This window comes from Variovorax sp. V118, from assembly GCF_041154445.1.
Taxonomy (GTDB): Bacteria; Pseudomonadota; Gammaproteobacteria; order Burkholderiales; family Burkholderiaceae_C; genus Variovorax; species Variovorax boronicumulans.
The window spans coordinates 5,436,687-5,461,012 of sequence record NZ_AP028663.1; the positions used below are offsets into that span (position 1 = coordinate 5,436,687).

At 68.1% G+C, this 24,326-nt stretch carries 26 protein-coding genes and 4 tRNA genes; 9 read left to right on the forward strand and 21 right to left on the reverse strand.

What is annotated here, in order from left to right:
* Positions 1-110: 110 nt before the first annotated feature.
* From nusG to trpE, 14 genes are all read right to left on the reverse strand, one after another.
* The gene (gene nusG / locus ACAM52_RS25260; RefSeq protein ID WP_062479316.1) at positions 111-722 is read right to left on the reverse strand and encodes a transcription termination/antitermination protein NusG; all 612 of its coding nucleotides are present in this window, start codon (positions 720-722) and stop codon (positions 111-113) included.
* The gene (gene secE / locus ACAM52_RS25265) at positions 722-1,105 is read right to left on the reverse strand and encodes a preprotein translocase subunit SecE (protein ID WP_062479313.1); all 384 of its coding nucleotides are present in this window, start codon (positions 1,103-1,105) and stop codon (positions 722-724) included. The genes nusG and secE overlap by 1 nt, the downstream gene beginning before the upstream one ends.
* Before the next feature lie 101 nt (positions 1,106-1,206).
* A tRNA-Trp gene (locus ACAM52_RS25270) sits at positions 1,207-1,282 on the reverse strand.
* A gap of 21 nt (positions 1,283-1,303) precedes the next feature.
* Positions 1,304-2,497, reverse strand: a complete 1,194-nt coding sequence (tuf, locus tag ACAM52_RS25275) for an elongation factor Tu (RefSeq protein ID WP_062478858.1) — start codon at positions 2,495-2,497, stop codon at positions 1,304-1,306.
* A gap of 73 nt (positions 2,498-2,570) precedes the next feature.
* Positions 2,571-2,645 (reverse strand) — tRNA-Thr (locus ACAM52_RS25280).
* 42 nt (positions 2,646-2,687) lie between these two features.
* Positions 2,688-2,761: transfer RNA gene (locus tag ACAM52_RS25285), tRNA-Gly, on the reverse strand.
* Positions 2,762-2,826: 65 nt separating this feature from the next.
* Positions 2,827-2,912: transfer RNA gene (locus ACAM52_RS25290), tRNA-Tyr, on the reverse strand.
* 94 nt (positions 2,913-3,006) lie between these two features.
* Positions 3,007-3,729: a uracil-DNA glycosylase gene (locus ACAM52_RS25295; RefSeq protein ID WP_369644875.1), complete on the reverse strand. Its 723-nt coding sequence runs from the start codon at positions 3,727-3,729 to the stop codon at positions 3,007-3,009.
* Complete coding sequence (gene trpC / locus ACAM52_RS25300; RefSeq protein WP_369644876.1) at positions 3,726-4,526, reverse strand: indole-3-glycerol phosphate synthase TrpC; 801 nt, start codon at positions 4,524-4,526, stop codon at positions 3,726-3,728. The genes ACAM52_RS25295 and trpC overlap by 4 nt, the downstream gene beginning before the upstream one ends.
* Before the next feature lie 37 nt (positions 4,527-4,563).
* Complete coding sequence (gene trpD / locus ACAM52_RS25305) at positions 4,564-5,586, reverse strand: anthranilate phosphoribosyltransferase (RefSeq protein ID WP_369644877.1); 1,023 nt, start codon at positions 5,584-5,586, stop codon at positions 4,564-4,566.
* A 35-nt stretch (positions 5,587-5,621) separates the two neighbouring features.
* Complete coding sequence (ltaE, locus tag ACAM52_RS25310) at positions 5,622-6,680, reverse strand: low-specificity L-threonine aldolase (protein WP_369644878.1); 1,059 nt, start codon at positions 6,678-6,680, stop codon at positions 5,622-5,624.
* A 6-nt stretch (positions 6,681-6,686) separates the two neighbouring features.
* Complete coding sequence (locus ACAM52_RS25315; protein WP_070063896.1) at positions 6,687-7,271, reverse strand: aminodeoxychorismate/anthranilate synthase component II; 585 nt, start codon at positions 7,269-7,271, stop codon at positions 6,687-6,689.
* Positions 7,268-7,660, reverse strand: a complete 393-nt coding sequence (locus tag ACAM52_RS25320) for a GxxExxY protein (protein ID WP_354346571.1) — start codon at positions 7,658-7,660, stop codon at positions 7,268-7,270. The genes ACAM52_RS25315 and ACAM52_RS25320 overlap by 4 nt, the downstream gene beginning before the upstream one ends.
* The gene (gene trpE / locus ACAM52_RS25325) at positions 7,657-9,159 is read right to left on the reverse strand and encodes an anthranilate synthase component I (RefSeq protein ID WP_095743421.1); all 1,503 of its coding nucleotides are present in this window, start codon (positions 9,157-9,159) and stop codon (positions 7,657-7,659) included. The genes ACAM52_RS25320 and trpE overlap by 4 nt, the downstream gene beginning before the upstream one ends.
* A 334-nt stretch (positions 9,160-9,493) precedes the next feature.
* Between trpE and ACAM52_RS25330 the strand changes: the two genes are divergently transcribed.
* Positions 9,494-10,099: a chalcone isomerase family protein gene (locus ACAM52_RS25330; protein WP_369644879.1), complete on the forward strand. Its 606-nt coding sequence runs from the start codon at positions 9,494-9,496 to the stop codon at positions 10,097-10,099.
* A gap of 15 nt (positions 10,100-10,114) precedes the next feature.
* Here ACAM52_RS25330 and ACAM52_RS25335 read toward each other — a convergent pair whose 3' ends face one another.
* Positions 10,115-10,792, reverse strand: coding sequence for a phosphoglycolate phosphatase (locus tag ACAM52_RS25335; protein WP_369644880.1), 678 nt, complete (start codon positions 10,790-10,792; stop codon positions 10,115-10,117).
* A 79-nt stretch (positions 10,793-10,871) separates the two neighbouring features.
* Between ACAM52_RS25335 and ACAM52_RS25340 the strand changes: the two genes are divergently transcribed.
* Positions 10,872-12,104 (forward strand): NUDIX domain-containing protein, encoded by a 1,233-nt coding sequence (locus ACAM52_RS25340; protein WP_369644881.1) that lies wholly within the window; start codon positions 10,872-10,874, stop codon positions 12,102-12,104.
* Positions 12,105-12,113: 9 nt separating this feature from the next.
* On the opposite strand, the gene ACAM52_RS25345 is transcribed toward ACAM52_RS25340, so the two are convergent.
* A complete protein-coding gene (locus ACAM52_RS25345) occupies positions 12,114-12,818 on the reverse strand; it encodes a response regulator transcription factor (RefSeq protein ID WP_070063891.1) in 705 nt (234 codons plus the stop codon).
* 253 nt (positions 12,819-13,071) lie between these two features.
* Here ACAM52_RS25345 and ACAM52_RS25350 point away from each other — a divergent pair, with 253 nt between their 5' ends.
* Positions 13,072-14,397: a DotU family type IV/VI secretion system protein gene (locus tag ACAM52_RS25350; protein WP_369644882.1), complete on the forward strand. Its 1,326-nt coding sequence runs from the start codon at positions 13,072-13,074 to the stop codon at positions 14,395-14,397.
* A 17-nt stretch (positions 14,398-14,414) separates the two neighbouring features.
* On the forward strand, positions 14,415-15,530 hold the full coding sequence (locus ACAM52_RS25355) for a type VI secretion system protein (protein WP_139701552.1): 1,116 nt from the start codon (positions 14,415-14,417) through the stop codon (positions 15,528-15,530).
* A gap of 19 nt (positions 15,531-15,549) precedes the next feature.
* Here the strand turns inward: ACAM52_RS25355 and tssJ are convergent, their stop codons facing one another.
* Positions 15,550-15,966, reverse strand: a complete 417-nt coding sequence (tssJ, locus tag ACAM52_RS25360; protein WP_254668066.1) for a type VI secretion system lipoprotein TssJ — start codon at positions 15,964-15,966, stop codon at positions 15,550-15,552.
* Positions 15,967-16,139: 173 nt separating this feature from the next.
* Between tssJ and tssA the strand changes: the two genes are divergently transcribed.
* From tssA to ACAM52_RS25385, 5 genes are all read left to right on the forward strand, one after another.
* A complete protein-coding gene (gene tssA / locus ACAM52_RS25365) occupies positions 16,140-17,171 on the forward strand; it encodes a type VI secretion system protein TssA (RefSeq protein ID WP_369644883.1) in 1,032 nt (343 codons plus the stop codon).
* A 49-nt stretch (positions 17,172-17,220) separates the two neighbouring features.
* Complete coding sequence (tssB, locus tag ACAM52_RS25370; protein ID WP_062482197.1) at positions 17,221-17,733, forward strand: type VI secretion system contractile sheath small subunit; 513 nt, start codon at positions 17,221-17,223, stop codon at positions 17,731-17,733.
* 52 nt (positions 17,734-17,785) lie between these two features.
* The gene (tssC, locus tag ACAM52_RS25375) at positions 17,786-19,279 is read left to right on the forward strand and encodes a type VI secretion system contractile sheath large subunit (RefSeq protein ID WP_062482199.1); all 1,494 of its coding nucleotides are present in this window, start codon (positions 17,786-17,788) and stop codon (positions 19,277-19,279) included.
* Positions 19,280-19,431: 152 nt separating this feature from the next.
* Positions 19,432-19,911 (forward strand): type VI secretion system tube protein Hcp, encoded by a 480-nt coding sequence (locus ACAM52_RS25380; RefSeq protein ID WP_070063886.1) that lies wholly within the window; start codon positions 19,432-19,434, stop codon positions 19,909-19,911.
* A gap of 88 nt (positions 19,912-19,999) precedes the next feature.
* A complete protein-coding gene (locus ACAM52_RS25385; protein ID WP_369644884.1) occupies positions 20,000-20,500 on the forward strand; it encodes a peptidoglycan-binding protein in 501 nt (166 codons plus the stop codon).
* Positions 20,501-20,591: 91 nt separating this feature from the next.
* On the opposite strand, the gene ACAM52_RS25390 is transcribed toward ACAM52_RS25385, so the two are convergent.
* The 4 genes from ACAM52_RS25390 to ACAM52_RS25405 form a co-directional block, all read right to left on the reverse strand.
* A complete protein-coding gene (locus ACAM52_RS25390) occupies positions 20,592-21,389 on the reverse strand; it encodes a PP2C family serine/threonine-protein phosphatase (RefSeq protein WP_369644885.1) in 798 nt (265 codons plus the stop codon).
* Positions 21,390-21,429: 40 nt separating this feature from the next.
* Positions 21,430-23,112 carry a type VI secretion system-associated FHA domain protein TagH gene (tagH, locus tag ACAM52_RS25395; protein WP_369644886.1) on the reverse strand — a complete coding sequence of 561 codons (1,683 nt, stop codon included), beginning with the start codon at positions 23,110-23,112 and terminating at the stop codon, positions 21,430-21,432.
* A gap of 114 nt (positions 23,113-23,226) precedes the next feature.
* On the reverse strand, positions 23,227-23,622 hold the full coding sequence (locus ACAM52_RS25400) for a DUF4150 domain-containing protein (RefSeq protein WP_354346551.1): 396 nt from the start codon (positions 23,620-23,622) through the stop codon (positions 23,227-23,229).
* A 25-nt stretch (positions 23,623-23,647) separates the two neighbouring features.
* On the reverse strand, positions 23,648-24,307 hold the full coding sequence (locus ACAM52_RS25405; protein WP_369644887.1) for a DUF3540 domain-containing protein: 660 nt from the start codon (positions 24,305-24,307) through the stop codon (positions 23,648-23,650).
* Positions 24,308-24,326 lie beyond the last annotated feature (19 nt).

Consider the following 24,326-nt stretch of genomic DNA (forward strand, 5'->3'; position numbering starts at 1 on the left):
CTCTCGCCGCGGCTCCCCGGGGTTAAACGACTCTTCGATCAAGGCCGCGCGCCGAGTCGGACAACGCGCAGCCGGAAACTGGCAGGCCCGCCCGAAGGCAGGCCATGGGGTCAGGTCTTCTCGACCTGACCGAATTCGAGCTCCACAGGGGTGGCGCGGCCGAAAATCATGACCGACACGCTGACCTTGCTCTTCTCGTAGTTGACGTCTTCCACCGTGCCATTGAAGTCGGTGAACGGGCCTTCCTTGACGCGCACGAACTCACCCACGGTGAACTCGACCTTGTGGCGCGGCTTCTCGGTGCCCTGCTGCATCTGGTTGACGATGTCCTCGACCTCTTTCTGCGAGATCGGGGCCGGACGGTTCTTGGCGCCGCCCACGAAACCCGTCACCTTGTTGGTGTGCTTCACCAGGTGCCAGCTCTCGTCGTCCATGATCATTTCGACCAGCACGTAGCCCGGGAAGAAACGGCGCTCGGTGGTGCGCTTCTGGCCGTTCTTGATCTCGACCACTTCTTCGGTCGGAACCAGGATGCGGCCAAACTTGTCCTGCATGCCGGCGCGGGTGATGCGCTCGGTGATGTTGCGCTCCACAGCCTTTTCCATGCCCGAGTAGGCATGCACCACGTACCAACGCAGATCAGGGTTGGCAGCGGGGGTCAGGAGAGGGTTCTGCTCCTCTTCCGGCGTGCTCTGCGTGGTTTCAACTGCGTCGTCGGTCATTATTTTCTCCAGCCCAGAATGAGGTCAAAGAACACCCATTCGAGCGTCTTGTCGGTGAGCCAGAGGAAGACGGACATGATCGCCACGAAGGCGAACACATAGGCCGTCATCTGCATCGATTCCTTGCGGGTCGGCCACACGACCTTCTTGACCTCGCGCCACGAGTCACGACCGAAAGCCCACAGCTGACGGCCATTCTCGGAGCTGCCGAAGGCGCCCACAGCCGCAGCCAGGCCGACCAACAGTGCAGCCCATTGCACCAGCGAGCCTTGGCGCGACAGCAGATAGAACGCCACGATGGCGCCCACTGCCAGCACCACCGCCGCAGCCAGCTTGGCTTTGTCGGCACCCGTGCTCACGGTTTCGATTTGAGAAGTGGCCATGTCGGCTGATTTCCTGTGGCCTCGCGGCCTTCAATTCAATGCGTCTCTTGAGACGCCGAAGCCCATCGGATCGCGATGGGCTTGTCGGGGTGCCACCTAGGTGGCAGGGGCAGTAGGAATCGAACCTACAACCTTCGGTTTTGGAGACCGACGCTCTGCCAATTGAGCTATACCCCTCCGGTACTCTTTACGCTCGACTTAGATGTCGAGGATCTTGGCCACGACGCCCGAACCCACGGTACGGCCGCCTTCACGGATGGCGAAGCGCAGGCCTTCTTCCATCGCGATCGGGTTGATCAGCTTCACGGTGATGCTGACGTTGTCGCCGGGCATGACCATTTCCTTGTCCGCGGGCAGCTCGATCGCGCCGGTCACGTCCGTCGTGCGGAAGTAGAACTGCGGACGGTAGTTGTTGAAGAACGGCGTGTGACGGCCGCCTTCGTCCTTGGACAGGACATACACCTCGGCGGTGAAGTGCACGTGCGGCTTGATCGAGCCGGGCTTGCACAGCACTTGGCCGCGCTCGACTTCTTCGCGCTTCGTGCCGCGCAGCAGCACGCCGACGTTGTCGCCAGCTTGACCTTGGTCCAGCAGCTTGCGGAACATTTCCACGCCGGTGCAGGTGGTCTTGACGGTGGGGCGGATACCGACGATTTCGATTTCTTCGCCGACCTTGATCACGCCGCGCTCGACAGCGCCGGTCACCACGGTGCCGCGACCCGAGATCGAGAACACGTCTTCCACGGGCATCAGGAACGTGCCGTCCACAGCGCGCTCGGGCGTGGGGATGTACGTGTCCAGCGCTTCTGCCAGCTTCATGATGGCGCCTTCGCCCAGATCGCCCTTGTCGCCTTCCAGGGCGAGCTTGGCCGAGCCGTGGATGATGGGGGTGTCGTCGCCGGGGAATTCGTACTTGTCGAGGAGCTCGCGAACTTCCATTTCGACCAGCTCGAGCAGTTCCTTGTCGTCGACCATGTCGCACTTGTTCAGGAACACGATGATGTAGCCCACGCCCACCTGGCGAGCCAGCAGGATGTGTTCACGGGTCTGGGGCATCGGGCCGTCAGCGGCCGAGCACACCAGGATGGCGCCGTCCATCTGGGCAGCGCCGGTGATCATGTTCTTCACGTAGTCGGCGTGACCGGGGCAGTCGACGTGTGCGTAGTGGCGGTTGGCCGTTTCGTACTCGACGTGCGCGGTGTTGATCGTGATGCCGCGGGCCTTTTCTTCAGGCGCTGCGTCGATCTGGTCGTAAGCCTTGGCTTCGCCGCCAAACTTGGCCGACAGCACGGTGGCGATCGCAGCCGTCAGCGTGGTCTTGCCGTGGTCAACGTGACCGATCGTGCCCACGTTCACGTGCGGCTTGGTGCGGGTGAATTTACCTTTTGCCATTTTTCGACTCCGAAAAAAACGATTTCAACGCATGCAGATGGGTCGCAAGCCTGTCGTTGCAACCCCAGAAAACTGGTGCCCTTTGCGGGAATCGGACCCGCGACCTCTCCCTTACCAAGGGAGTGCTCTACCACTGAGCCAAAAGGGCTTTTGTTCTAACCAAATCGCTTCCGGCGCCGAACCGGGTCTCTGGAGCGGGAGACGGGAATCGAACCCGCGTCATCAGCTTGGAAGGCTGGGGTTCTACCATTGAACTACTCCCGCATCGGGGGCACTTCAAGGCACCCAAAGCGCTAGATCCAATCGCTCTTAGAAACCAAATTCATCGCTGGTGGAGAGGGCTGGATTCGAACCAGCGTACTCGTAAGAGGGCAGATTTACAGTCTGCTGCCATTAACCACTCGGCCACCTCTCCGGCGAACCTCGAAATATAGCACGATTTTGTGACTACACAGGATTCCCAGCAAAAGATGAAGCGTGGAAACCTGCTCGAGGTGTGAAGCCTCTGATTATGAGCGAAGTTCGGAGCCTCCCGACTGCTGCGCCTCACGCCATGCACGGGCTTGGCCAAAATGACCGCAGCCGATGAACGGAACCGGCGGCCGGAGCGCAGAAAGCGGCGAGGGATGGTTCGACATCAGCACCTTATGGCGCCCAACGTCGATCAACGCACGCTTACTTTGCGCGTGCGAGCCCCATAGCATAAAAACAACAGGTCGCTCGCCCTGCGCCACATGGCGAATCACGGCGTCGGTCAGCACCTCCCAGCCGCGGCCTGCATGGCTGGCCGGCTGGGCTTCCTCGACCGTCAGACAGGTGTTGAGCAGCAGCACGCCGTGCGTCGCCCACTTCACGAGACTGCCGCCCGGGCTCGGAAACGCCGGCGGCGGCGTGCCCAGGTCGCGCTGGAGCTCCTTGAAGATGTTGCGCAGCGATGGCGGCAGGGCCACGCCCGACGCTACCGAGAAGGCCAGCCCCTCGGCCTGCCCGCGCCCGTGGTACGGGTCCTGGCCCAGGATCACCACCCGCACGTCTTCCGGCGGCGTGAGTTCCAGCGCCCGCAGCGGCTGCGGCGGAAAGATCACCGCCCCGGCGTCGAGGCGCTCGCGCAGGAAACCCTGCAGCTTCTGGCCGACCGCGCTGGCGAAGAAATCGTCGACCAGCGGCTGCCAGCCCGGCGCCACCGGCCAGTCGGCAGGATCGCTGCTCGACAGCTGGTCCGGCCGCGTCATTTGAACAATGCGGCGAGTGCCTCGCCGGGTTCCTTGGCGCGCATGAAGGCTTCGCCGACGAGGAAGGCGTTGACGCCCGCGCCGCGCAGCGTGGCGACGTCCTCGCGCGTGGCGATGCCCGATTCGGTCACCGGCAGGCGATCGGCCGGCAGCTTCGGCAGCAAATCGATGGTGGCCTGGATCGACACCTCGAAGTTGCGCAGGTTGCGGTTGTTGACGCCGATGAGCGGCGTCTTGAGCTTCAGCGCGCGATCGAGTTCGGCCGCGTCGTGCACCTCGACCAGCACCGCCATGCCCAGCCCGCGCGCGATGGCTTCGTAGTCCTTCATCTGCGCGTCGTCGAGGCAGGCGGCGATCAGCAGGATCGCGTCGGCACCCATCGCGCGCGACTCGTACACCTGGTAGGCGTCGACGATGAAATCCTTGCGCAGCACGGGCAGGTCGCACGAGGCGCGCGCCTGCTTGAGGTAGTCGACGCCGCCCTGGAAGAACTGCTTGTCGGTCAGCACCGAGAGGCAGGCCGCGCTGACCACGCCGTCGCCCTCGGCATAGCTTTGCGCGATGTCGGCCGGAATGAAGTCTTCGCGCAGCACGCCCTTGCTCGGGCTGGCCTTCTTGACCTCGGCGATCACCGCCGCCTGGCCGGCCGCGATCTTGGCGCGCAACGCGGCCTCGAAGTCGCGCGTGAGCACGCGGCTTTCGGCGTCGAAGCGCACGGCCTCGAGCGGGGCGCGCTTCAGCGCGGCGGCAACTTCCTGGCGTTTGACGGCGACGATCTTGTCGAGAATGTCTGACATGGCTTGCTCTGCTTTCGGTGGCACGACGGCCTGATTCTCAGAAGGAGGTGGAGGCCGCGACCAGCTCGGCGAGCTTGGCCTTGGCCGCACCGGACGCAATCGCCTGGCGCGAGCGCTCCACGCCCGCCGGCACCGAGTCGACCACGTTGGCCGCGTACAGCGCCGCGCCCGCGTTGAGGAGCACGATGTCCAGCGCCGGGCCGGCCTGGTTGTCCAGCACGCCGATCAGCATGGCCTTCGACTGCTCGGGCGTCTCGACGCGCAGCGAACGGTTGCTCGCCATCTGGAAGCCGAAGTCTTCCGGGTGCAGTTCGTACTCGCGGATCTCGCCGTCCTTGAGCTCACCGATCATGGTGGCCGCGCCCAGCGAGATCTCGTCCATGCCGTCGCGCCCGTAGACCACCAGCGCATGCTCGGCACCGAGGCGCTGCAGCGCGCGCACCTGGATGCCCACGAGGTCGGGGTGGAACACGCCCATCAGGATGTTCGGCGCGCCGGCCGGATTGGTCAGCGGGCCGAGGATGTTGAAGATCGTCTTGATGCCGAGTTCCTTGCGCACCGGCGCGACGTTCTTCATCGCGGGATGGTGGTTCGGCGCGAACATGAAGCCGATGCCGACCTGCGCGATGCACTGCGCGATCTGCTCGGGCTTGAGGTTGATGTTGACGCCCAGCGACTCCAGCACGTCGGCACTGCCCGACTTGCTCGACACGCTGCGCCCGCCATGCTTGCTCACCTTGGCGCCGGCCGCGGCCGCGACGAACATCGAGCAGGTCGAGATGTTGAAGGTGTGCGAGCCGTCGCCGCCGGTGCCGACGATGTCCACGAGGTTCGTGGTGTCGGCCACGGGCACCTTGGTCGACACCTCGCGCATCACCTGCGCGGCGGCGGTGATCTCGCCGATGGTTTCCTTCTTCACGCGCAGGCCGGTGATCAGCGCGGCCATCATCACGGGCGAGCACTCGCCGCTCATGATGAGCCGCACGATGTGCAGCATCTCGTCGTGGAAGACTTCGCGGTGTTCGATGGTGCGCTGCAGCGCTTCCTGGGGGGTGATCATGAAGGGTCTCCTCGGTGTGTGCGTATCGACAGGCCTCAAGCCTTGAAGAAGCCGCGGATCGCCGCGACGGCGCGGTCGACGCCCGCGGCATCGACATCCAGGTGCGTCACGAAGCGCAGGCGGTACAGCCCGGTCGCGAGGATGCCCTGCTCATTGAGGCTGGCAAGCAGCGCCGCAGAACGCGCCTGCGCCGCCCCCATGAGATCGACGAACACGATGTTCGTGTCCGGTGCCTCGACCTTCAGGCCTTCGATGCCCTCGAGCCCCTGTGCGAGGCGCTGCGCCAGCGCATGGTCGTCGGCCAGGCGGTCGATGTGGTGGTCGAGCGCGTGCGAGGCCGCGGCCGCCAGCAGGCCGGCCTGCCGCATGCCGCCGCCCGCCATCTTGCGGATGCGGTGGGCGCGCGCGATGAACTCGCGCGAACCGACCAGCGTCGAGCCGATGGGTGCGCCCAGGCCCTTGCTGAAGCACACCGACACGCTGTCAAAGCACTGCGCGATGCGGCGGGCTTCGGTGCGGATGTCGCTGCGCTTGTTCAGCGCGGCCTGCGCGGTGGCGGCATTGAAAAGCCGCGCGCCATCCAGGTGCCGCTGCAGCCCCTTGCTTTTCGCCAGGTCGGTCGCGGCCTGCACGTACTCGAAGGGCAGCAACTTGCCGCCCAGCGTGTTCTCCAGCGCCAGCAGCTTCGTGCGCGCAAAGTGCGCGTCATCGGGCTTGATGGCCGCCTCGATCTGCGCGAGCGGCAGCGTGCCGTCGGGCGCGTGGTCCAGCGGCTGCGGCTGCACGCTGCCGAACACCGCGGCGCCGCCGCCTTCCCAGCGGTAGGCGTGCGCCTGCTGGCCGACGATGTACTCGTCGCCGCGGCCGCAGTGCGACAGGATCGCGCACAGGTTGCTCTGCGTGCCGGTGGGCACGAACAGCGCCGCCTCGAAGCCCAGCAGCGCGGCGATCTTCTCCTGCAGCGCATTGACGCTCGGGTCGGTGCCGAAGACGTCGTCGCCCAGCGGCGCTGCCGCCATGGCCTCGCGCATCGCGGGCGTGGGCCGCGTGACGGTGTCGCTGCGCAGGTCGACGATGGGAGTGCGTTCGGTCATGGTGGGTCAGTCCAGGAAGTTCTTGAGCATGGCGTGGCCGTGCTCCGTCAGGATGGATTCGGGATGGAACTGCACGCCTTCGATGCGCACGTCGTGCGCAAAGCCGGTGTGCCGCACGCCCATGATCTCGCCGTCGTCGGTCCAGGCGGTGACAGCCAGTTCTTTCGGGCAGCTCTCGCGTTCGATCGAAAGCGAGTGGTACCGGTTGACGATGAATTTCTGCGGCAGCCCCGCGAACACGCCCTCTTGCGTGGTCGTGATCTCGCTGGTCTTGCCATGCATGAGCTGCTGCGCGCGCACGATCTTGCCGCCGAAGGCCGCACCGATCGCCTGGTGGCCCAGGCACACGCCCAGGATCGGCAGCTTGCCCGCGAAGGCCTCGATGGCCGCCACCGACACGCCCGCCTCGGCCGGCGAACACGGACCCGGCGACACCACCAGCCGCGTCACGCCCGAAGCAATCAGCGCGCCAATCTGCTCGACGGTGATCTCGTCGTTGCGGTGCACCTGCACGTCCGCCCCCAGCTCGCCGAAGTACTGGACGATGTTGTAGGTGAACGAATCGTAGTTGTCGATCATCAGCAGTTTCATGGCTTGCTCACAATCCGGTGCACGCCCTTGACGACGGGGAACACGTTGAAGTTGATCAGCAGGCCCAGCTTGAGGCCCGACAGGCGCAGTGCGGCGAGCACCTGCGCGCGGTGCAGGTCGGTCAGCACGTCGACGGCGCGCAGCTCGACGATGACCGACTGCTCGATCACGAAGCCCGCGCGGTACACCTCGCCTAGCGACCGGCCCTTGTAGCTGGCCGACAGCGCCACGTCGCGCGCAAAGCCGATCTCGCGTTCGGCGAGTTCGATGGCCAGCGCTGCAACGTAGGCGCCCTCATCGAGCCCCGTGCCGAGCACGCGTTGCACCTCGACGGCGGCGCCGATGATCTCGTGCGAGAAGTCGTTCTGGATGTCCGGTGCGTTGCTCATTCCAGGCCTTCCTCGACCAGTTCGGCGGCACGCAGCAGTGCGCGCGCCTTGGCTTCTGTTTCCTTCCACTCCAGCTCGGGCACCGAGTCGGCCACCACGCCGGCCGCGGCCTGCACGTGCAGCATCTGGTCCTTCACGATGCCGGTGCGGATCGCGATGGCCACGTCCATGTCGCCCGCGTAGCTGATGTAGCCGCAGGCGCCGCCGTAGAGGCCGCGCTTGGTGGGCTCCAGCTGGTCAATGAGTTCCATCGCATGCACCTTGGGCGCGCCGGTCAGCGTGCCGGCGGGGAACGTGGCCTTGAGCACGTCGATGGCGGTCATGCCGTCCTTCAGCGTGCCTTCGACGTTGCTCACGATGTGCATCACGTGGCTGTAGCGCTCCACCGCGAAGGCCTCGGTCACCTTCACGGTGCCGGTCTTGGCGATGCGGCCGATGTCGTTGCGCGCCAGGTCGATCAGCATCACGTGCTCGGCGCGCTCCTTCGGGTCGTTGATGAGTTCCACCTCGGCCGCCTTGTCGAGTTCGATCGAGGCGCCGCGCGGGCGCGTGCCAGCCAGCGGGCGGATGGTGATCTTCTGCTCGCCGTCGCCCGTGTTCTCCTGGCGCACCAGGATCTCGGGCGAGGCGCCCACCACGTGGAAGTCGCCCAGGTTGTAGTAGTACATGTAGGGCGACGGGTTCAGCGAACGCAGCGCGCGGTACAGCGACAGCGGCGATTCGGTGTAGCGCTTGCTGATGCGCTGGCCCACCTGCACCTGCATGAAGTCGCCGGCGGCGATCATCTCCTTGGCGCGCTCCACGGCCGCAAGGTAGTCGGCCTTGGCGAAGCTGCGCTCGGGCGGATGCGCCTGCGTGGGCTTCACGACGGGCGCGCTCACCGAGTACTTGAGCTTGTCCTTGAGCTCGCGCAGGCGGCGCTTGCCCACGGCATAGGCCTCGGGCTGCTTCGGATCGGCGTAGACGATGAGGTAGAGCTTGCCCGACAGGTTGTCGATGACCGCGAGTTCTTCGCACTGCAGCAGCAGGATGTCGGGGCAGCCCAGCGTGTCGGGCGGGCAGCTTTTTTCGAGCTTGCGCTCGATGTGGCGCACGGTGTCGTAGCCGAAGTAGCCGGCCAGGCCGCCACAGAAGCGCGGCAGGCCGGGCCGCAGCGCGACCTTGAAGCGCTTCTGGTAGTCGGCCACGAAGTCCAGCGGGTTGCCCTTGGCGGTCTCGACGACCTGGCCGTCGGTCACGACTTCGGTGACGGCCTCGTCGCCGAAGCCGCTGGCGCGCAGCAAGGTGCGCGCCGGCAGGCCGATGAAGCTGTAGCGCCCGAAGCGCTCGCCCCCCACCACCGATTCGAGCAGGAAGCTGTGCTTGCCGCCGCCCTGCGAATGGGCGAGTTTCAGGTAGAGGGAAAGCGGGGTTTCGAGGTCGGCAAAGGCCTCGGCCATCAGCGGGATGCGGTTGTAGCCCTGGGCGCTGAGGCTCTTGAATTCAAGTTCGGTGATCACGGATCGTTCTCCAGTTGCCTGCCGACGCTCCTTTGGCCGGTGGCAAGGTCATTCACGAGAGTGGCCCGGTGCCGGCATGCGTGCCGGCTCGGAACCGCGGGCGCACGGCGTGCGCCGCGCAATCAAACAGTCAGCGATGTATGGCGACGCCAGGGCCAGGCTCCCCGGCTGCCTTCACCTGTTTGAATGATGTGATGAACGAACATGGAGCGCTGAGTTTAGCCCACGAAAACGAGGCCTTGTGCAACCGCTGGCTTCAGGGTTCCCCCGGAGCCTGCGACATAAAACAAAAAGATACATTCGCACGACCGTTCGCAAATTCAAGGAGACTCACTTGCTCGCACCCTCGCTTCCGGCCGTGTTCTCCCGCCTCGCGGCGCTCGCTGTTCTCTCCTGTGTGCTCTGTACCGGCGCCTCGGCGGCGCAGGTCGACGTGGCCGGCGTCAAGCTCGAAGACCAGATGGATCTGCGCGGCGCCCCGTTGGTGCTGAACGGCGCAGGCATCCGCTACAAGACCATCATCAAGGTCTACACGGCCGGCCTGTACCTGGGCAAGAAGGCCTCGACCACCGAAGAGGCGCTGGCCGTGCCGGGCCCCAAGCGCGTGGCGATCACGATGCTGCGCGACATCGATGCCAACGAACTCGGCAAGCTCTTCGTGAAGGGCGTGGAAGACAACTCGCCCAAGAGCGAGATGGTCAACCTGATCCCCGGGCTGCTGCGCATGGGCCAGATGTTCGCGGACCAGAAACAGCTCAAGGCCGGCGACACCTTCACCATCGACTGGGTGCCCGGCACGGGCACGCTGATCACGGTGCGCGGCGTGCCGCAGCCCGATCCGGTGAAGGAGGTCGCGTTCTTCAATGCGCTGATGCGCATCTGGCTCGGCCCGAACCCGGCCGACTGGAAGCTGAAGGACGCGCTGCTCGGAAAACAGTAAGAGCCAGACAGCCCTTCAGGCCGTCGCGAGGTCGGCCAGCGAATCCACGAACCCGTCCGCATCCACGCCGCGCACCGGCTCGCCGTGGTTGTAGCCGTAGGTGACGAGCACCACGGGGCAGCCGGCGGCGCGCGCGGCACGTGCGTCGTTGCTCGAGTCGCCGACCATCAGCGTGCGCGACGGCACCGTGCCCAGCGCCTCGCAGGTCTTCAGCAGCGGCAGCGGGTCGGGCTTCTTGCGCTCGAAAGCATCGCCACCGAACACCTGCTCGAAGAAGCCGTCGAGCCCCTTCGCGGCCAGCAGCGGCTTGGCGAACGCCGTCGGCTTGTTCGTGAGGCAGGCCAGCCGCAGCCCGCGCGCACGCAGCGCCTTCAGACCTTCGACCACGCCGGGGTACGCGGCCGAATGGCGGCCGTTGATCTCGAGGTAGTGGTGCTGGTAGCGCTCCCACGCTCGATCGAACAGCGCCGCCGGGGCCGGCGCGCCCACGTGCGCCAGCGCCGACAGGATCAGGTGCTCCGAGCCCTTGCCCACCATGCGCTCGATGGCGGCAGGCAGCACCGGCGGCAGGTCGAGGTCGCGCAGCATGCGGTTCAGGGCCTCGGCAAAGTCGCCGAGCGTGTCGACCATGGTGCCATCGAGGTCGACGATGGCAGCGTCGAAGCGGGAGAGATCGGTGCGAAGAGTGTCCAAAACAGGCGGCTCCCGGAGAGCAAAGTAAGTGGAGGATGCGCGAGGCACGCATTCTCCCCCGGCCGCAAAATAGGCGCCCATGACCCCCACGACGCCCTCGCCCTCCGCCCCTCGCCCCATCCGCACCGCCGCCACGCTCGTCGTGCTGCGCGACGGTCCCGAAGGCCTCGAAGTGCTGATGCTGCGGCGGGCCGAAAAAGCCAACGACCAGAACAGCGGCGCCAGCGTCTTTCCGGGCGGCATGGTCGATGCGCACGACCGCCTGCTGCACCCGCTGTGCACAGGCCTGGACGACGCCGCCGCGAGTGCGCGGCTGGGCCTGCCCGAAGGCGGGCTCGACTTCCACGCAGCCGCGATCCGCGAATGCTTCGAAGAAGCCGGACTGCTGCTCGCGAACGATGCGCAGGGCCGGCCGGTCGAGCTGCTCTCGCTCACCTCGGGCGAACTCGACGCGATGCGCGCCGCCGCCGAACGCAGCACCGACGCCCTGCTCGCGCTGTGCGCCGAGCGCGGCTGGTGCCTTGCCGTCGACCGCATCGCGTACTTCAGCCACTGGCTGACGCCGCCCGGCATGCCGCGCCGCTTCGACACGCGCTTCTTCGCCGCCGCGATGCCCGCCGGCCAGGACGTGCGCCCCGACGGCCGCGAGACTGTCGAACACCTGTGGCTGAAGCCCGCCGACGCGGTCAGCCCCGAACGCGGCCTCAAGCTGCTGAACGTGACGCGGCGCGTGCTCGAGCACCTGGCCACCTTCGCCCGCGTCGACGACTTCATGGCCCATGCGCGCGCACTGCGCCGCATTCCGCTGACCATGCCGCGCCTGGCCGACGGTCCCAAGGGCCGACGCCCGGTGAACATGGAAGAGCCCGCCTACGACGAGATCGGGCACCTCGATCCCGACGGCCAGGGCGGCGGCCGCTATGCGCTCGAAGCGGGCCTGGTCACACCGCTGTCCGCGCGCGTGGTGCGCGTCGTGCACGACAGCGGCCTCAACAGTTTCGTAATCGGCGGCACCGAAGGCTGGGCGCTGATCAGCCGCGTGCCCGGCGATGCGGCGCACGAAGCCGCGCTGCGGGCGGCGGCGCCCGGACCGGTGCGATGGGTGTTGTCGGCGGACGCTGCGCCGCAGGCCCTGGACCTCGGCGGCGCCACGCTCCAGGTGCTGGGCGCGCAGCGTTTCCTGCTGGCCGAGGAGCGCATGCTGTTCACGGAGGACGCAACGACGCCCGCGCCCGAAACGGATCAGATCGTCGAATGGATCGTGCCCGCGCGCGGCTTCATGCGCCGCCCGGCGTCGGCGCTCGCCGACTGAGGCGCGTCTTCAGGCCTGCTGCGCTTCCGTCAGCGCCTGCGCCGCCACCACCGCCTCGGTGCGGTTGCGCACGTTGAGCGCGCGGAAGATGGCGGCCAGGTGGATCTTCACCGTGCCTTCGCTGATGCCCAGGCTGCGCCCGATCAGCTTGTTCGGCTTGCCTTGCGACAGCAGCTGCAGCACCTCGACCTGCCGCTCGGTGAGCACGCTGCGCAGGTGTTCGAGGGTCTGGGTGCCGCCACCGCCGTTGCCGCCACCGCGCGCAAAAGGTTCGCCCGCCGCGGCAGACGACGGCGACACGCCGGCCACGATGCCCGGCGGCAGCGCCGTGAGCATCATCGGCGGCACGTACACGCCGCCCGCCAGCACCAGGCGCACCGCCGACAGCATGACGTCGGGCGAGTAGGCCTTGGGAATGAAGCCGAGCACGCCGCGTTCGAGCGCGCTGCGCATGATGGACGGGTCTTCGTAGCCCGACAGCACGATCACGGGCACGGCCGGGTGTCGTCGCCGGATCTCGTCGATGTGGGCCTGCCCGTCCGCACCGGGCATGTTGAGGTCGATCAGGGCCAGGTCGAGATCGTCGGTCGCGCCGGCAAGCAGTTCGTCGACGCTCAGCGCCAGGACGAACTCGATGCCAGCTCCCAGCTCCGACAACTTGGCTTTGACCGCCTCGATGACGAGCCGGTGGTCGTCGGCGATCAGAATTTTCATGGCATACCCCAGTGTCCCAACGTCAATGTGCATTGGATTCTTCTGCGACTGCGAAGATAACGGCGATTGCCCCGTCCAGCAAGGCCGCCGCGCCCCACCAACGGCATAGACCCCAAGCGGTATGGCGGCCCCGTGGGCCCGTTGAAAAAATGAACGCCCACTCCAACGACCGGGGACATGGGCATGTGCGATCGCTGCAGACGCCGGTGCAAGGCATGCTTCGCAATGCACGCTTGAGAAGCGGGCATCCCTCATGGCCCGCCTGCTCGACTGCTTCTCGCCCTTCATTGCCTTCGGTCTCGGCCTGGACGCATCGATCGCGGCCGGCCACCCCACCCTCACCCACGGCGACGCCCAGCGCGAGGCCCTGCGCCTGCTGGACATCGCACGCGCCGACGCCGACGTGGCGGGCGCCACCGCCACACAGATCGAATCGGCCGCCTTTGCCATGGTCGCGTGGCTCGACGAGATCCTGGCCCGCCACCCCGACGCGGTGGACGGCGCGGCGCCGCTGCAGGTGCAGCTGTTCAACTCCAACAACGCGCACAGCGAGTTCTTCCACCACCTCTCGGCCCTCGGCGCGCAGGATCACGCGGTGCGCGAGGTCTACTGGCACGCGCTGGCGCACGGCTTCAAGGGCCAGTACTACTTCGAGTCGGGCGACGAGGGCGAGCTCGGCAAGCTGAAGGACCTGCACGGCCGGCAGCTGCAGCCGCCGCCGCTCGAACTCGGCAGCCTCGCGCAGGACCACATCACGCCCCAGCCCTACGGCGTGCCCGACCCGCGCGGCCCGGCCGACATGCGGCGGCGCGACCGCACCGTGCTGCGCGCCGGCACCGCGCTGGCCGTGCTCGTGCCCGCGCTTTTCCTGCTGTGGCACTGGCTGGCGGGGCCGCCGGCCGCCGGCACGGCGCTCACGCAGCGCATCGACCGGCAACTCGCCAGCTACGCCTGCGCCGACCTCGAGGCCTCGATCGACCCCGACGGCCGCCCGCGCGTGACCGGCTTCGTCTCGCAGCGCGACGACCTGCTCAAGGTGGCGGAGGACGTCGCGGCCATTCCCGGCGTGCGCGCGCCACAGTTCGACATCGGGCTGCGCGTGTGGCCGCACTGCGAGGTGTTCGCCATCCTCAAGCCCTCGCAGGCGCGCAACCGCCAGAAGAGCCACGGGCTGAGCGTGAGTGCGCCGTCCGCGCGCGACGGCCGGCTGCGCGAGGGCGACGCGGTGCGCGTGCAGGTGGTGGCGCCGCGCCACGAGAGCTACATCTGGGTCGACTACTACACCGCCGATGGTTCCGTGATGCACCTGAACACCGGGCCGGCCCCGACGCGGCTGCGCGCGGGCGAGTCGCTGGAACTCGGGTCCGACATCCCCTCGAGCTGGCTCGTGAGCCCGCCCTTCGGCAACGTGCTGATCACCGTGCTGTCGGCGCCGATGCCGTTCAGCGAAACCTCCGACCGCCCGCCGTACGAGATGGCCTCGGCCTACCTGCTGCGCCTGCGCGAGGCGCTGGCGGCCAGCAGGAACAGCGAACGGCTGATCGCCGACTTCATCTCCCTCGAAACCGTGGCGCGCTGACCTCGCCCTTCCCCACCATGTTCGACACGCTGTCACCCGTGCACCTGTTCTGGCCGCTGCTCGCGGTCTGCCTCGCCGGCCTGGCGCTGCTGTACGCCGCCGTGCGCGACGCCGGCCGCGGCGCGCGGCGACGAGGCCTGCTGCGGCGCGTCGACGCCCTCGGCGCGCCCGCCGACCACGCCGCCGTCGATGCGCTGAAGGAGGCCATGGCGCAGGCGCGCACCTCGCTGCGGCAGGCGCCGCGCACGCGCGCGACGGCGCCGTGGTTCCTCTTCATCGGCGGCCCGGCCACCGGGCTGCCGGGGCTGCTCTCGGCCGCCCGCGCCGAATGCGTGGCGCCGCCCGCGAACGAGGCACCCGGCACGCCCTGGTGGCGCTGGTGGACCACCGGCGCGCTGACGGCCATCGAGCTGCATCCCGACGCCATCGGCGACCAGGCCGGCACGGCGCCCGCGCGCGGGCTCTGGCTGCAGTCGCTGCTGGCGCTTGCCGAGCGGCGCGAACGCCTGCCGCTGCATGGCGTGGTGGTGTGCGTGGCGGCCGGCGACCTGCTGTACGGCGACCCGGCCCTGCGCAAGCGCGCCACCGCGAACATGCGCCGCCTGCTCGACGAGGCCAGCGACACGCTGCGCCTGCAGCTGCCGGTCTACCTCGTCGTGACAGGCCTCGAAGGCCTGAAGGGCTACGCCACGCTGCGCGCCGCGCTGCCGCCCGAGGTGCTCGCGCAGGCGCTCGGCCACCGCGTGGAGCACCCGTTCGCGGCGCACGCAGCGCGCGCCGCCGACCGGCTCGATGCGCTGTTCGATCCGCTCGTGGCGCAGCTGCACGGCCTGCGCATGGCCCTGCTGCGCGAGCAGCCGGGTCCCGCGGGGCGGCTCGCGCTGCATGGCTTCGTGGAGAGCGTGCGCACCTTGCAGCCGGCCTTGCGGCAGGTGGCGCAGGGGCTGTTCGAGGGGCACGGCAAAGGGGTGCGCGCGCCGCGCTGGCGCGGGCTGTACCTCACGGCGACGGCGTCGGAGAACGGCACGGGCGCCGCGTTCGTGAGCGACCTGTTCGGCCGCTTCCTGCCGGCGGACCAGCCGCTGGTGCGGCCCGGGCGCTTTGCGCCCACGGTACCGGCGGAACTGCGCTGAGGCCGCCGTGCAGCTGGCGCTACTTGGCCGCAGCGTCCACGCGGATCTGGCGCGCGCCGAAGGTCACGTTGAGCACCTGCGCCTGGCCCGGGGTGACCGCGCGCACCTCGCGCCAGCGCGCGCGGTCGAGGTCGCGGAACGCGGCCATCACGCCGATCGCCTTGGCATCGGCCGGCAGGGTGAGGTCGAGCTTTTTGCTCTCGCCGGGGCGCAGCAGCATTTCTTCGCGCTGCACCAGTTCGGCGCCGAGCGTGGCCTGGTCTTTCTCGAACAGCGAGAAGAAGTCGGCGCCTTCGAAGGGCCCCGGCGTCTTGAGCGCGTAGACGCGCACCGTGAGCGGCGAGGCGCGCCCGCGCGCATCGGGGTTGGCATCGGCGCCGGCCGTGAGCGTGATCGACACCGGCGTGACCACCGGTTTGCTCGCGCAGCCCGCCATCAGAAGACCCGCTGCAGCAAGGCCAAGGGCTGCGATACGGCGTCGCGATGCGACAGCAAGGAGGCCCTCATAGGACGAATGGTGTGTACCCAGCGTGCGCATGCTATTCCCTTCGTTGCATTGACCGGTCCTGACGCATCTTTGATTATCACCAGCGAACTCGAACAGGCAACATGCTGACTCCCCAACTCGTCGACGCACTGCTCACGCCCATCGGCGAGGCCTCGCCTTGCGGGGACGACCTGGAGTACGACGCGGACTTCATGGCCCTCACGACTGCGGCGCAAGGCAAGGCCGAGCAGCAGTTCGGCGACACCGTGATCCCCGCCGTCGAACCCGACTGGCGCGACGTGGCCGAACGCGCCGATGCGCAGCTGCGCCGCAGCAAGGACGTGCGCGCCGCCGTGCTGCTGCTGCGCGCCGCAACGCGCCTGCAGGGCGTGGCCGGTTTCACGGCGGGCCTGCAATTGCTCACCTCGCTGCTCGACACCTTCTGGGACGGCATACATCCAAAGCTGGATGCGGACGACGACAACGACCCCACCATGCGCCTGAACGCGCTCGCGCCGCTGAGCGACGACAGCATGGTGCCGCGCGACCTGTACGACGCCTCGGTGGGCAACGCGCCCGGCGTGGGTCCGATCCGCGTGCGCGACATCGCCATTGCGCACGGCGTGCTCAACGCCGTCGGCGGCGAGGCCTCGTATTCGCCCGCGCAGGTGCATGGCGGGCTCGAGGCCCTGCACGCCGCACACCCCGAACAACTGCAGGCCGCCATCGGCCTTCCCGCGCTGCTCGATCGCCTGCAGAAGCTGCTGGGCGAGCGCACCGGCCGCACCGATGCGGTGGACCTGGGCACGCTGCGCACCGTGTCGCGCGCGGTCGCCAAGGCCTGCACGGCGGCGGCCGGCGCACCGGAAGCATCGGCCGACGAGGGTGCAGCCGAAGGCGGCGACGCCCCGGCCGGCAACGCAGCCCGACCGGCCGCGCCACGCGGCGAGATCCAGAACCGCCAGGACGCGGTGCAGATGCTCGACCGCGTCATCCGCTACCTCGAACAGGCCGAGCCCGGCAACCCCGCGCCGCTCCTGATCGAACGCGCCAAGAAGCTCATCGGCGTGAGCTTCCTGGACATCATGGCCAACCTCGCGCCCAACGCGATGGACACCATCGAGACCGTGACGGGCAAACGCCAGTCCGAATGACCGCCGCCGTTTCCACCCGTCCCCTTTCATTCCCGCAAGGAGCATCGCCATGGCCAAGAGCAGTCAGAAATTCATCGCACGCAACCGCGCGCCCCGGGTCCAGATCGAATACGACGTGGAGCTCTACGGCGCCGAGAAAAAGATCCAGTTGCCCTTCGTGATGGGCGTGCTGGCGGACCTGTCGGGCAAGCCCGCCGACCCGCTCGCGCCCGTGGTCGATCGCAAGTTCCTCGAGTTCGACGTCGACAACTTCGACGCCCGCATGAAGGCCATGAAGCCGCGCGCCGCCTTCGCGGTCGAGAACTCGCTCACCGGCGAGGGCGACCTCAAGGTCGAGCTCACCTTCGACAGCATGGACGACTTCTCGCCCGCCGCCGTGGCCCGCAAGGTGGGCGCGCTCAACAAGCTGCTCGAAGCACGCACGCAGCTGTCGAACCTCGTGACCTACATGGACGGCAAGGGCGGCGCCGAAGACCTGCTGGCCAAGGTGCTCGAAGACCCCGCCCTGCTGCAGACGCTGGCCGCCAGCAAGAAGCCCGGGGACGGCGAAGCCGCCGCCTGAGCCCGCCCCCGATTCCTGACAGACACACACCGGTACACGAGGAGAAACCATCATGGCCGACGCACTCGAGCAGAGCGCACTGAAAGACGTTGCGTACGCGGGAAGCGACTTTTCGTCGCTGCTGCAGAAAGAATTCAAGCCGCGCAGCGACGAAGCCAAGAGCGCCGTCGAAGCCGCCGTGCTCACGCTGGCGCAGCAGGCGCTGAGCAACAGCACCGTCATCGGCAAGGACGTGACCAAGTCGATCCAGGCCATGATCGCCGCGATCGACGCCAAGCTCACCGACCAGGTGAACAAGATCATCCACCACCCCGACTACCAGAAGCTCGAGAGTGCGTGGCGCGGCCTGCACTACATGGTGAACAACACCGAGACCGACGAGAACCTGAAGATCCGGGTGATGGACATCTCCAAGCAGGAGCTGGCCAAGAACCTCAAGAAGTTCAAGGGCGCGGCCTGGGACCAGAGCCCGATGTTCAAGAAGATCTACGAGGAGGAGTACGGCCAGTTCGGCGGCGAGCCCTTCGGCGCGCTGGTGGGCGACTACCACTTCGACCAGAGCCCGCCCGACGTCGAGATGCTCGGCGAGATGGCCAAGATCGCCGCCTCGGCCCATGCGCCCTTCATCACCGGCGCGAGCCCCAACCTCATGCAGATGGAGTCGTGGCAGGAGCTGGCCAACCCGCGCGACCTGACCAAGATCTTCTCCACGCCCGAGTACGCCGGCTGGCGCTCGCTGCGCGAGTCGGACGACTCCAAGTACCTGGGCATGTGCATGCCGCGCTTTCTGGCGCGCACGCCCTACGGCGCCAACACCAACCCGGTGGAAGAGTTCGACTTCGAGGAAGACACCGCCGGCGCCGACCACAGCAAGTACGCCTGGGCCAATGCCGCCTATGCGATGGCGACCAACATCAACCGCTCGTACAAGCTGTACGGCTGGGGTTCGCGCATCCGCGGCATCGAGTCGGGCGGCGCGGTGGAAAACCTGCCGCTGCACACCTTCCCCAGCGACGACGGCGGCGTGGACCAGAAGTGCCCCACCGAGATCGCCATCAGCGACCGGCGCGAGGCCGAGCTCTCGAAGGCCGGCCTGCTGTCGATGATCCACCGCAAGAACTCCGACTTCGCGGCCTTCATCGGCGCCCAGTCGCTGAACAAGCCGGCCGAGTACGACGACCCCGACGCCACGGCCAACGCCAACCTGGCGGCGCGCCTGCCTTACCTCTTTGCCTGCAACCGCTTTGCGCACTACCTGAAGTGCATCGTGCGCGACAAGGTCGGCAGCTTCAAGGAGCGCGAGGACATGCAGCGCTGGCTCAACAAATGGATCATGAACTACGTGGACGGCGACCCCGCCAACTCGTCGGAAACCACCAAGGCCCAGAAGCCGCTGGCCGCCGCCGAGGTGATCGTGGAGGAAGTCGAGGGCAACCCGGGCTACTACACGTCCAAGTTCTTCCTGCGCCCGCACTACCAGCTCGAAGGCCTCACGGTCTCGCTGCGGCTGGTGTCCAAGCTGCCGACGGCCAAGGGGGCCGGTTGAAAAAAATCTGCGGATTCTTCTTGAATTCCGGGTTCCGTTTCGTTCTATGAGTAGCTGCCGGGCATCGGAACTTTTCTCCCACCGCCGGCAGCCATTTTTTTCGTTTCGATCATCAACCGCCCGAATGCAATCGGGTTCCAAGGAGTAGGAACATGTCATCTGACTTTCACATCAAGCTCGACGGCGTCAAGGGCGAGTCTTCTCACAAGGACCACAAGGACGAGATCGAGATTTCGTCGTGGTCCTGGAACGTGAGCAACGCATCGGGCGCGGGATCGGGCGGCGGTTCGGGCAAGGGCAAGGCCACGCCGGGTGAATTCAACTTCACGCACGTCTACGACAAGGCATCGCCCGTGCTCGCCAAGAACTGCGTGAGCGGCAAGCACTTCAAGGACATGGTCATGACCTGCCGCAAGTCGGGCGAAGGCCAGCAGGAGTACCTGAAGGTCACGCTCAAGGAAGTCTTCATCTCCAGCGTGGGCCCCGGCGGCGCACAGGGCGGCGACGTGCACGAGCAGGTGTCCTGCAGCTTCAAGGACATCGAGTTCGCCTACAAGGGCCAGGACGACAAGGGCGCCGGCGGCGGCGAGGTGAAGTTCGGCTGGAACGTGGCCACCACCGAAACCCGCTGACGGGCGACGGACCCGCCAGCCCCGTCCGCCCCAGGCACCGCACGGTGCCGGGGCCGGTCCCTGCCCGTGTCCTCACCGGAGCAATGCCATGGCATTCAGCACCACACTCATCGGTACCAGCGGCAAGCTGCACACGACCTACAACGCCGATTGGTCGGTCGGACGGATCGGCTCCAACACGCGTGAAGACGTGATGCTGGTGCAGGCCCTGTTCAAGATCTTCTACTACGAGCTGCTGGGCTTCAACCACGACTTCGACCCGCCCCCCGGCGCGACCGAGGTGATCGTGGTGGACGGCTACTACGGGCCGGTCACGCAGAAGCACATCACGCACTTCCAGGAACAGGCGATCGCGCGCGGGCGCAAGGTCCTGCCGGACGGCATCTTCGATCCCTTCCGCGAGCCCGGTGCGTCCAGCACGATCAGCAAGACGCGCTACGCGCTCGACCTGCTGAACAACGGCTGTGCCAACAGCTGCGAAGAGCAGAACATCGACAACTACAGCAACCTGCCGAACCGGGAAGACATGCCCGCGTTGCTGCGCAGCGCGCTGAAGAAAGTCAAGAAGAAGGCCAGCAAGTACAGCTGAACAGTCTCAGCGGCCCCAAGCAAAACGCCCATCCATCGGATGGGCGTTTTGCTTGAGGGATGGCACCGCCTCGTCGCGAGGCAGGCTGCGCTCAGGGGTCCGTTGTCGACGCGACGTTCTCGGGCAGCAGCCGCGTCAGGTCGTCGTCGGCGTCCTCGATCACCCACAGCGTGAGCGCCGTGTAGTTGTCGTGGCCCGGCTTGGCGTTGGCCTTGATCTGCGCGTCGAGCAGCTCGGTCCACTGGCTGGGCGTGCGCGACGCGTGCAGCGTGTCGACCAGGCACTCGTCGCCCAGCGGCTCCCACACGCCGTCGCTGCACAAGAGCAGCACGTCGCCGGGCAAGAGGCGCATGCGGTCGGACACCGCGATGTCGGGCGCCTCCTCGATCGAACCGAGCGCCGACAGCAGCATGTTGCGCTGCGGATGCAGGCGCGCGCCCTCCTCGTCGAGCATGCCGCCCGCCACCATCTGCTGCACCAGGCTGTGGTCGGTGGTGCGCGCCACGATGGCGCCGCCGCGGAACAGGTAGGCGCGGCTGTCGCCGCTGTGCACCCAGGCCAGCACCTCGCGCTCCAGGTCGATCACCGCGAACACCACCGTGGAGCGCATGCCGGCGAGCTTGCCGCCTTCGGCCTGGCGCGCCACCACGTCCAGGTTGGCGCGCTCGATCAGCGCGCGCAGCGCGGCCTCGTCCAGCGAGGGCGCGCCCGAGAAGCCGCCGAGCACGCTGGCGCGCACCGTGGCCGCCGCCACGTCGCCGCCGCCGTGGCCGCCCGCGCCGTCGGCCACCAGGCAGGCGACGTAGCGCTCGTCGTGCCAGTGGCCGTGCACGTCCTCGTTGTAGGTGCGCCCGCCCTGCCGGGAGAGCGTGACGATTTCGATTTCCAAGCGGGGTGCCTCGCGAGTGCTGGGGTTGTTCTGGTGGTCTTCAGGTGTCCGACTTCAGGCGCGCCATCTGCTCTTCGTAGGCCGCGAGGAAGGCCTTGCCGAAGAGGCTGTGGAAGTCGTCCTCGGCCTCGCTCGCGATGCCGCCGTACAGCGCCACGAACTGGTCCCAGAGCTTGGCCTTGCGGTTGGCGGCAAAGAGCGCGTCGAGCGCGGTCTTCGCGCTGATCTTCTTCTCGAGCTCGGCCGGCTCGAAGCGCCCGATGACATGGGCCAGCGCCGCGCGCATGCCCACCATCACGCCGAACTGGTGCGCGCGCAGGTCGTCGAAGGCGTCGCGCATCGCGGCCTCGGGCGGCATGAAGCCGCGCACGCCGGGGCCCAGCAGGTGCGCCAGCGCGACCTCGACCGTGGGCGAGAACTTGAGCGGGTTGTTGGCTTGCGACGCGATCATCGTGACCTCGGCGCGCACCTCGCGCTTGAACTCCTGGCGCGTGAGCAGCAGCTGCAGCGTGCCTTCGGTGGACGTACGCAGCATCGCGCCGATGCGCTCCATGAGGCCGGGCGTGAGCATCTCGGGCGGCTGGTGCGTGCTGGCGAGGCCGCGCAGGAAGGCGGCGAGCAGTTCGTCGTCGGAGGCGGTGCGTGCGGATGGTGTGGCTGCTGGCGTTGCCGGCGGCGCGACATGCACGGGCGGCGGCGGTGGCGGAGGGGGCGGCGGCTCGGCCACGCGGCCGGCGTTCTCGGGCCCGCTGATGCGGATCGGCTGGCCGGTCACGTCGTCGAACTTCGCGAGCGGGGCCACGGGTGCTGGCGCGGGCGCAGGGGGCGGCGGCGGCGGTGGCGGCGTGATGGCCTTCGGCGGCTCGAAGCCGAACTGGTCGATCGGCAGATGATCGGAGCGCGGCACCGGCGTGGCGGGCGCCGCGCGCTGCAGTGCGGCCAGCGGGTCGGCGTCCGACGCGGTGTTGGGCTGCAGCAGCGGATCGGCCAGCGGCGACAGCGCGAGCGGATCGCCGCCGATGCCGCCGGCGCCCGGCGACCCGCCGAACAGGTCGTCGATGCTCGCGGCCTTGCCGTGCGCGGGCGGCGCGCCCAGGTCCGAAAAATCGTCGAGCGCGCCGAGCCCGGCAGAGGGCGCGGCCGACGGCGTGGGGCCCAGCAGGTTCGCGAACGGGTCGACCTGGTCGGCCTGCGCATTGCGCGAGCCGCTGGCCATGGGGTCGGGAAAGAGCAGCGACTCGGCGGGCGCGGCGGCGGCGCGGGCCGCAGCAGGCGCCGGCGCGGGAGCGGCCGGCGACCCGAGTCCCGCGAGCAGGTCGGCGAACGGATCGTCACTGCTGGCGGCAGGCGCAGCGGCCGGCGCCGACATCACGGTGTTGGGGATGACCGGTGCGCGTGGTGCCGCCGCAGCCGCCATCACGCGCACCGAGAGTTCGAAGCTGCCGATGACGAGGCGTGCGCCGTCCGTCAGCGCCGCTTCCTTGCCCGCGCCCAGCGACACGCCATTGCATTGCATCGCGTTGCTGCCGCGATCGACGATGAAGTACTGCCCGTCGCGGCACAGCACCTGCGCATGCACGCGCGAGACGGTGCGGTCGGGGTCGTCAAGCACCAGCGCGTTGGTGTCGGCGCGGCCGATGGTGCCGCCGCCGGGTCCGAAGTCCGCGGCGATGGACGGTCCGGCCGGCATGCCTTGCCGGGTGATGACAGCGATATGGATCATGAATCGGCCCCCGATGGCGGCTGCGCCCGTGCAATCTCGCAAGGAGTATTCATTCCGTGGGGCCGGTTGGCAATCTCGCCTTAAGAGGTATGCCGCATGCGCGCCTTCGCGGCCTCACGGCGCCAGCAGCAGCACCAGTGGCTGGCTCGGCACGGTGCGCACGCCGGGGCAGTTGGTGCTGTTCTGCAGCGAGGTGCTGGTGAGCCGCGTGGCCGGCATGCCCATCCACAGCACGGTGAAGGCGCCCGTGAGATGCCGACTCGGCCCCATCACGGTACCCGAGGCCACGCCCAGCAGCACGCCGGGGTTGTCGCCGTTGGTCATCGGGATGGTGGTGCCCAGGTTGTGCGCCGGCGCGCCCATCACGAGGATCGTCGGGCAGTTCGGAATGGCCATCGGCCCCATCGCGATGTTGGGGTACGGCACCGGAATCGGCGACGGCGCGGCGGGCGTGATGCAGACATCGGGAAAGCCCATGTCGGTGCCCATCAGCTGGCAGTTGGCAAACATCGCGTGCCTCCTTCGTGTGCCGGCTTCAGCCGAAATGGATCTGCGCGCCGCGCGCCTTGATGAGCTCGCGGCCGTTCACCAGCGTGTGCTCGCCCTCCAGACGCAGCAGCTGCGTGGCCTCGCACTCGACGTGCGTGGCGGCCACGCGGTCGATGCCGTCGGTGGTGCGCAGGTAGTTCTTGCTGTAGTGCTGGACACGGTCCATCACCGAGGACAGGAGCGAGCCCACGAGCTTCAGGCCGGTGGCCGCCACGCCGAGCTGCCGGCCCACGACGTCCGCCGTGTCGACGCCCACGCGCAGCCGCTGCGCGGACACCTCGCAGTCCTGCGCGCGCAGGCCGATGCGCGCGGCGTCGAGTTCGAGCGCGCCGTCGGGCGCGGCGATGCGCAGGCCGCCCGGGCAGCTGACGACGTTGGCGGTGCCTTCCTCGCGCTGCAGCACGGCCATGATCCAGACCTCATCGGGCGCGATGCGCAGGCAGGCCACGCTGTCGCCTGCAGCGGGTTCGAGCAGGCAGCTGGCGGCACGCGCAGCGCGCAGCCGCAGGCCGCCGCTGGCGACGACCGGCTCGCCGGCCGGCCCGCTGTCGAGCACGCCGACGCACCATTCGCCGGTGAGGGGCCCGGCGCCCAGGGTGCGGCTGCGGCGGCTGGGGGCGCGGGTGGGGGTCGTTGCGGTGGTCATGGGGTGTTCCTTTGCTTGC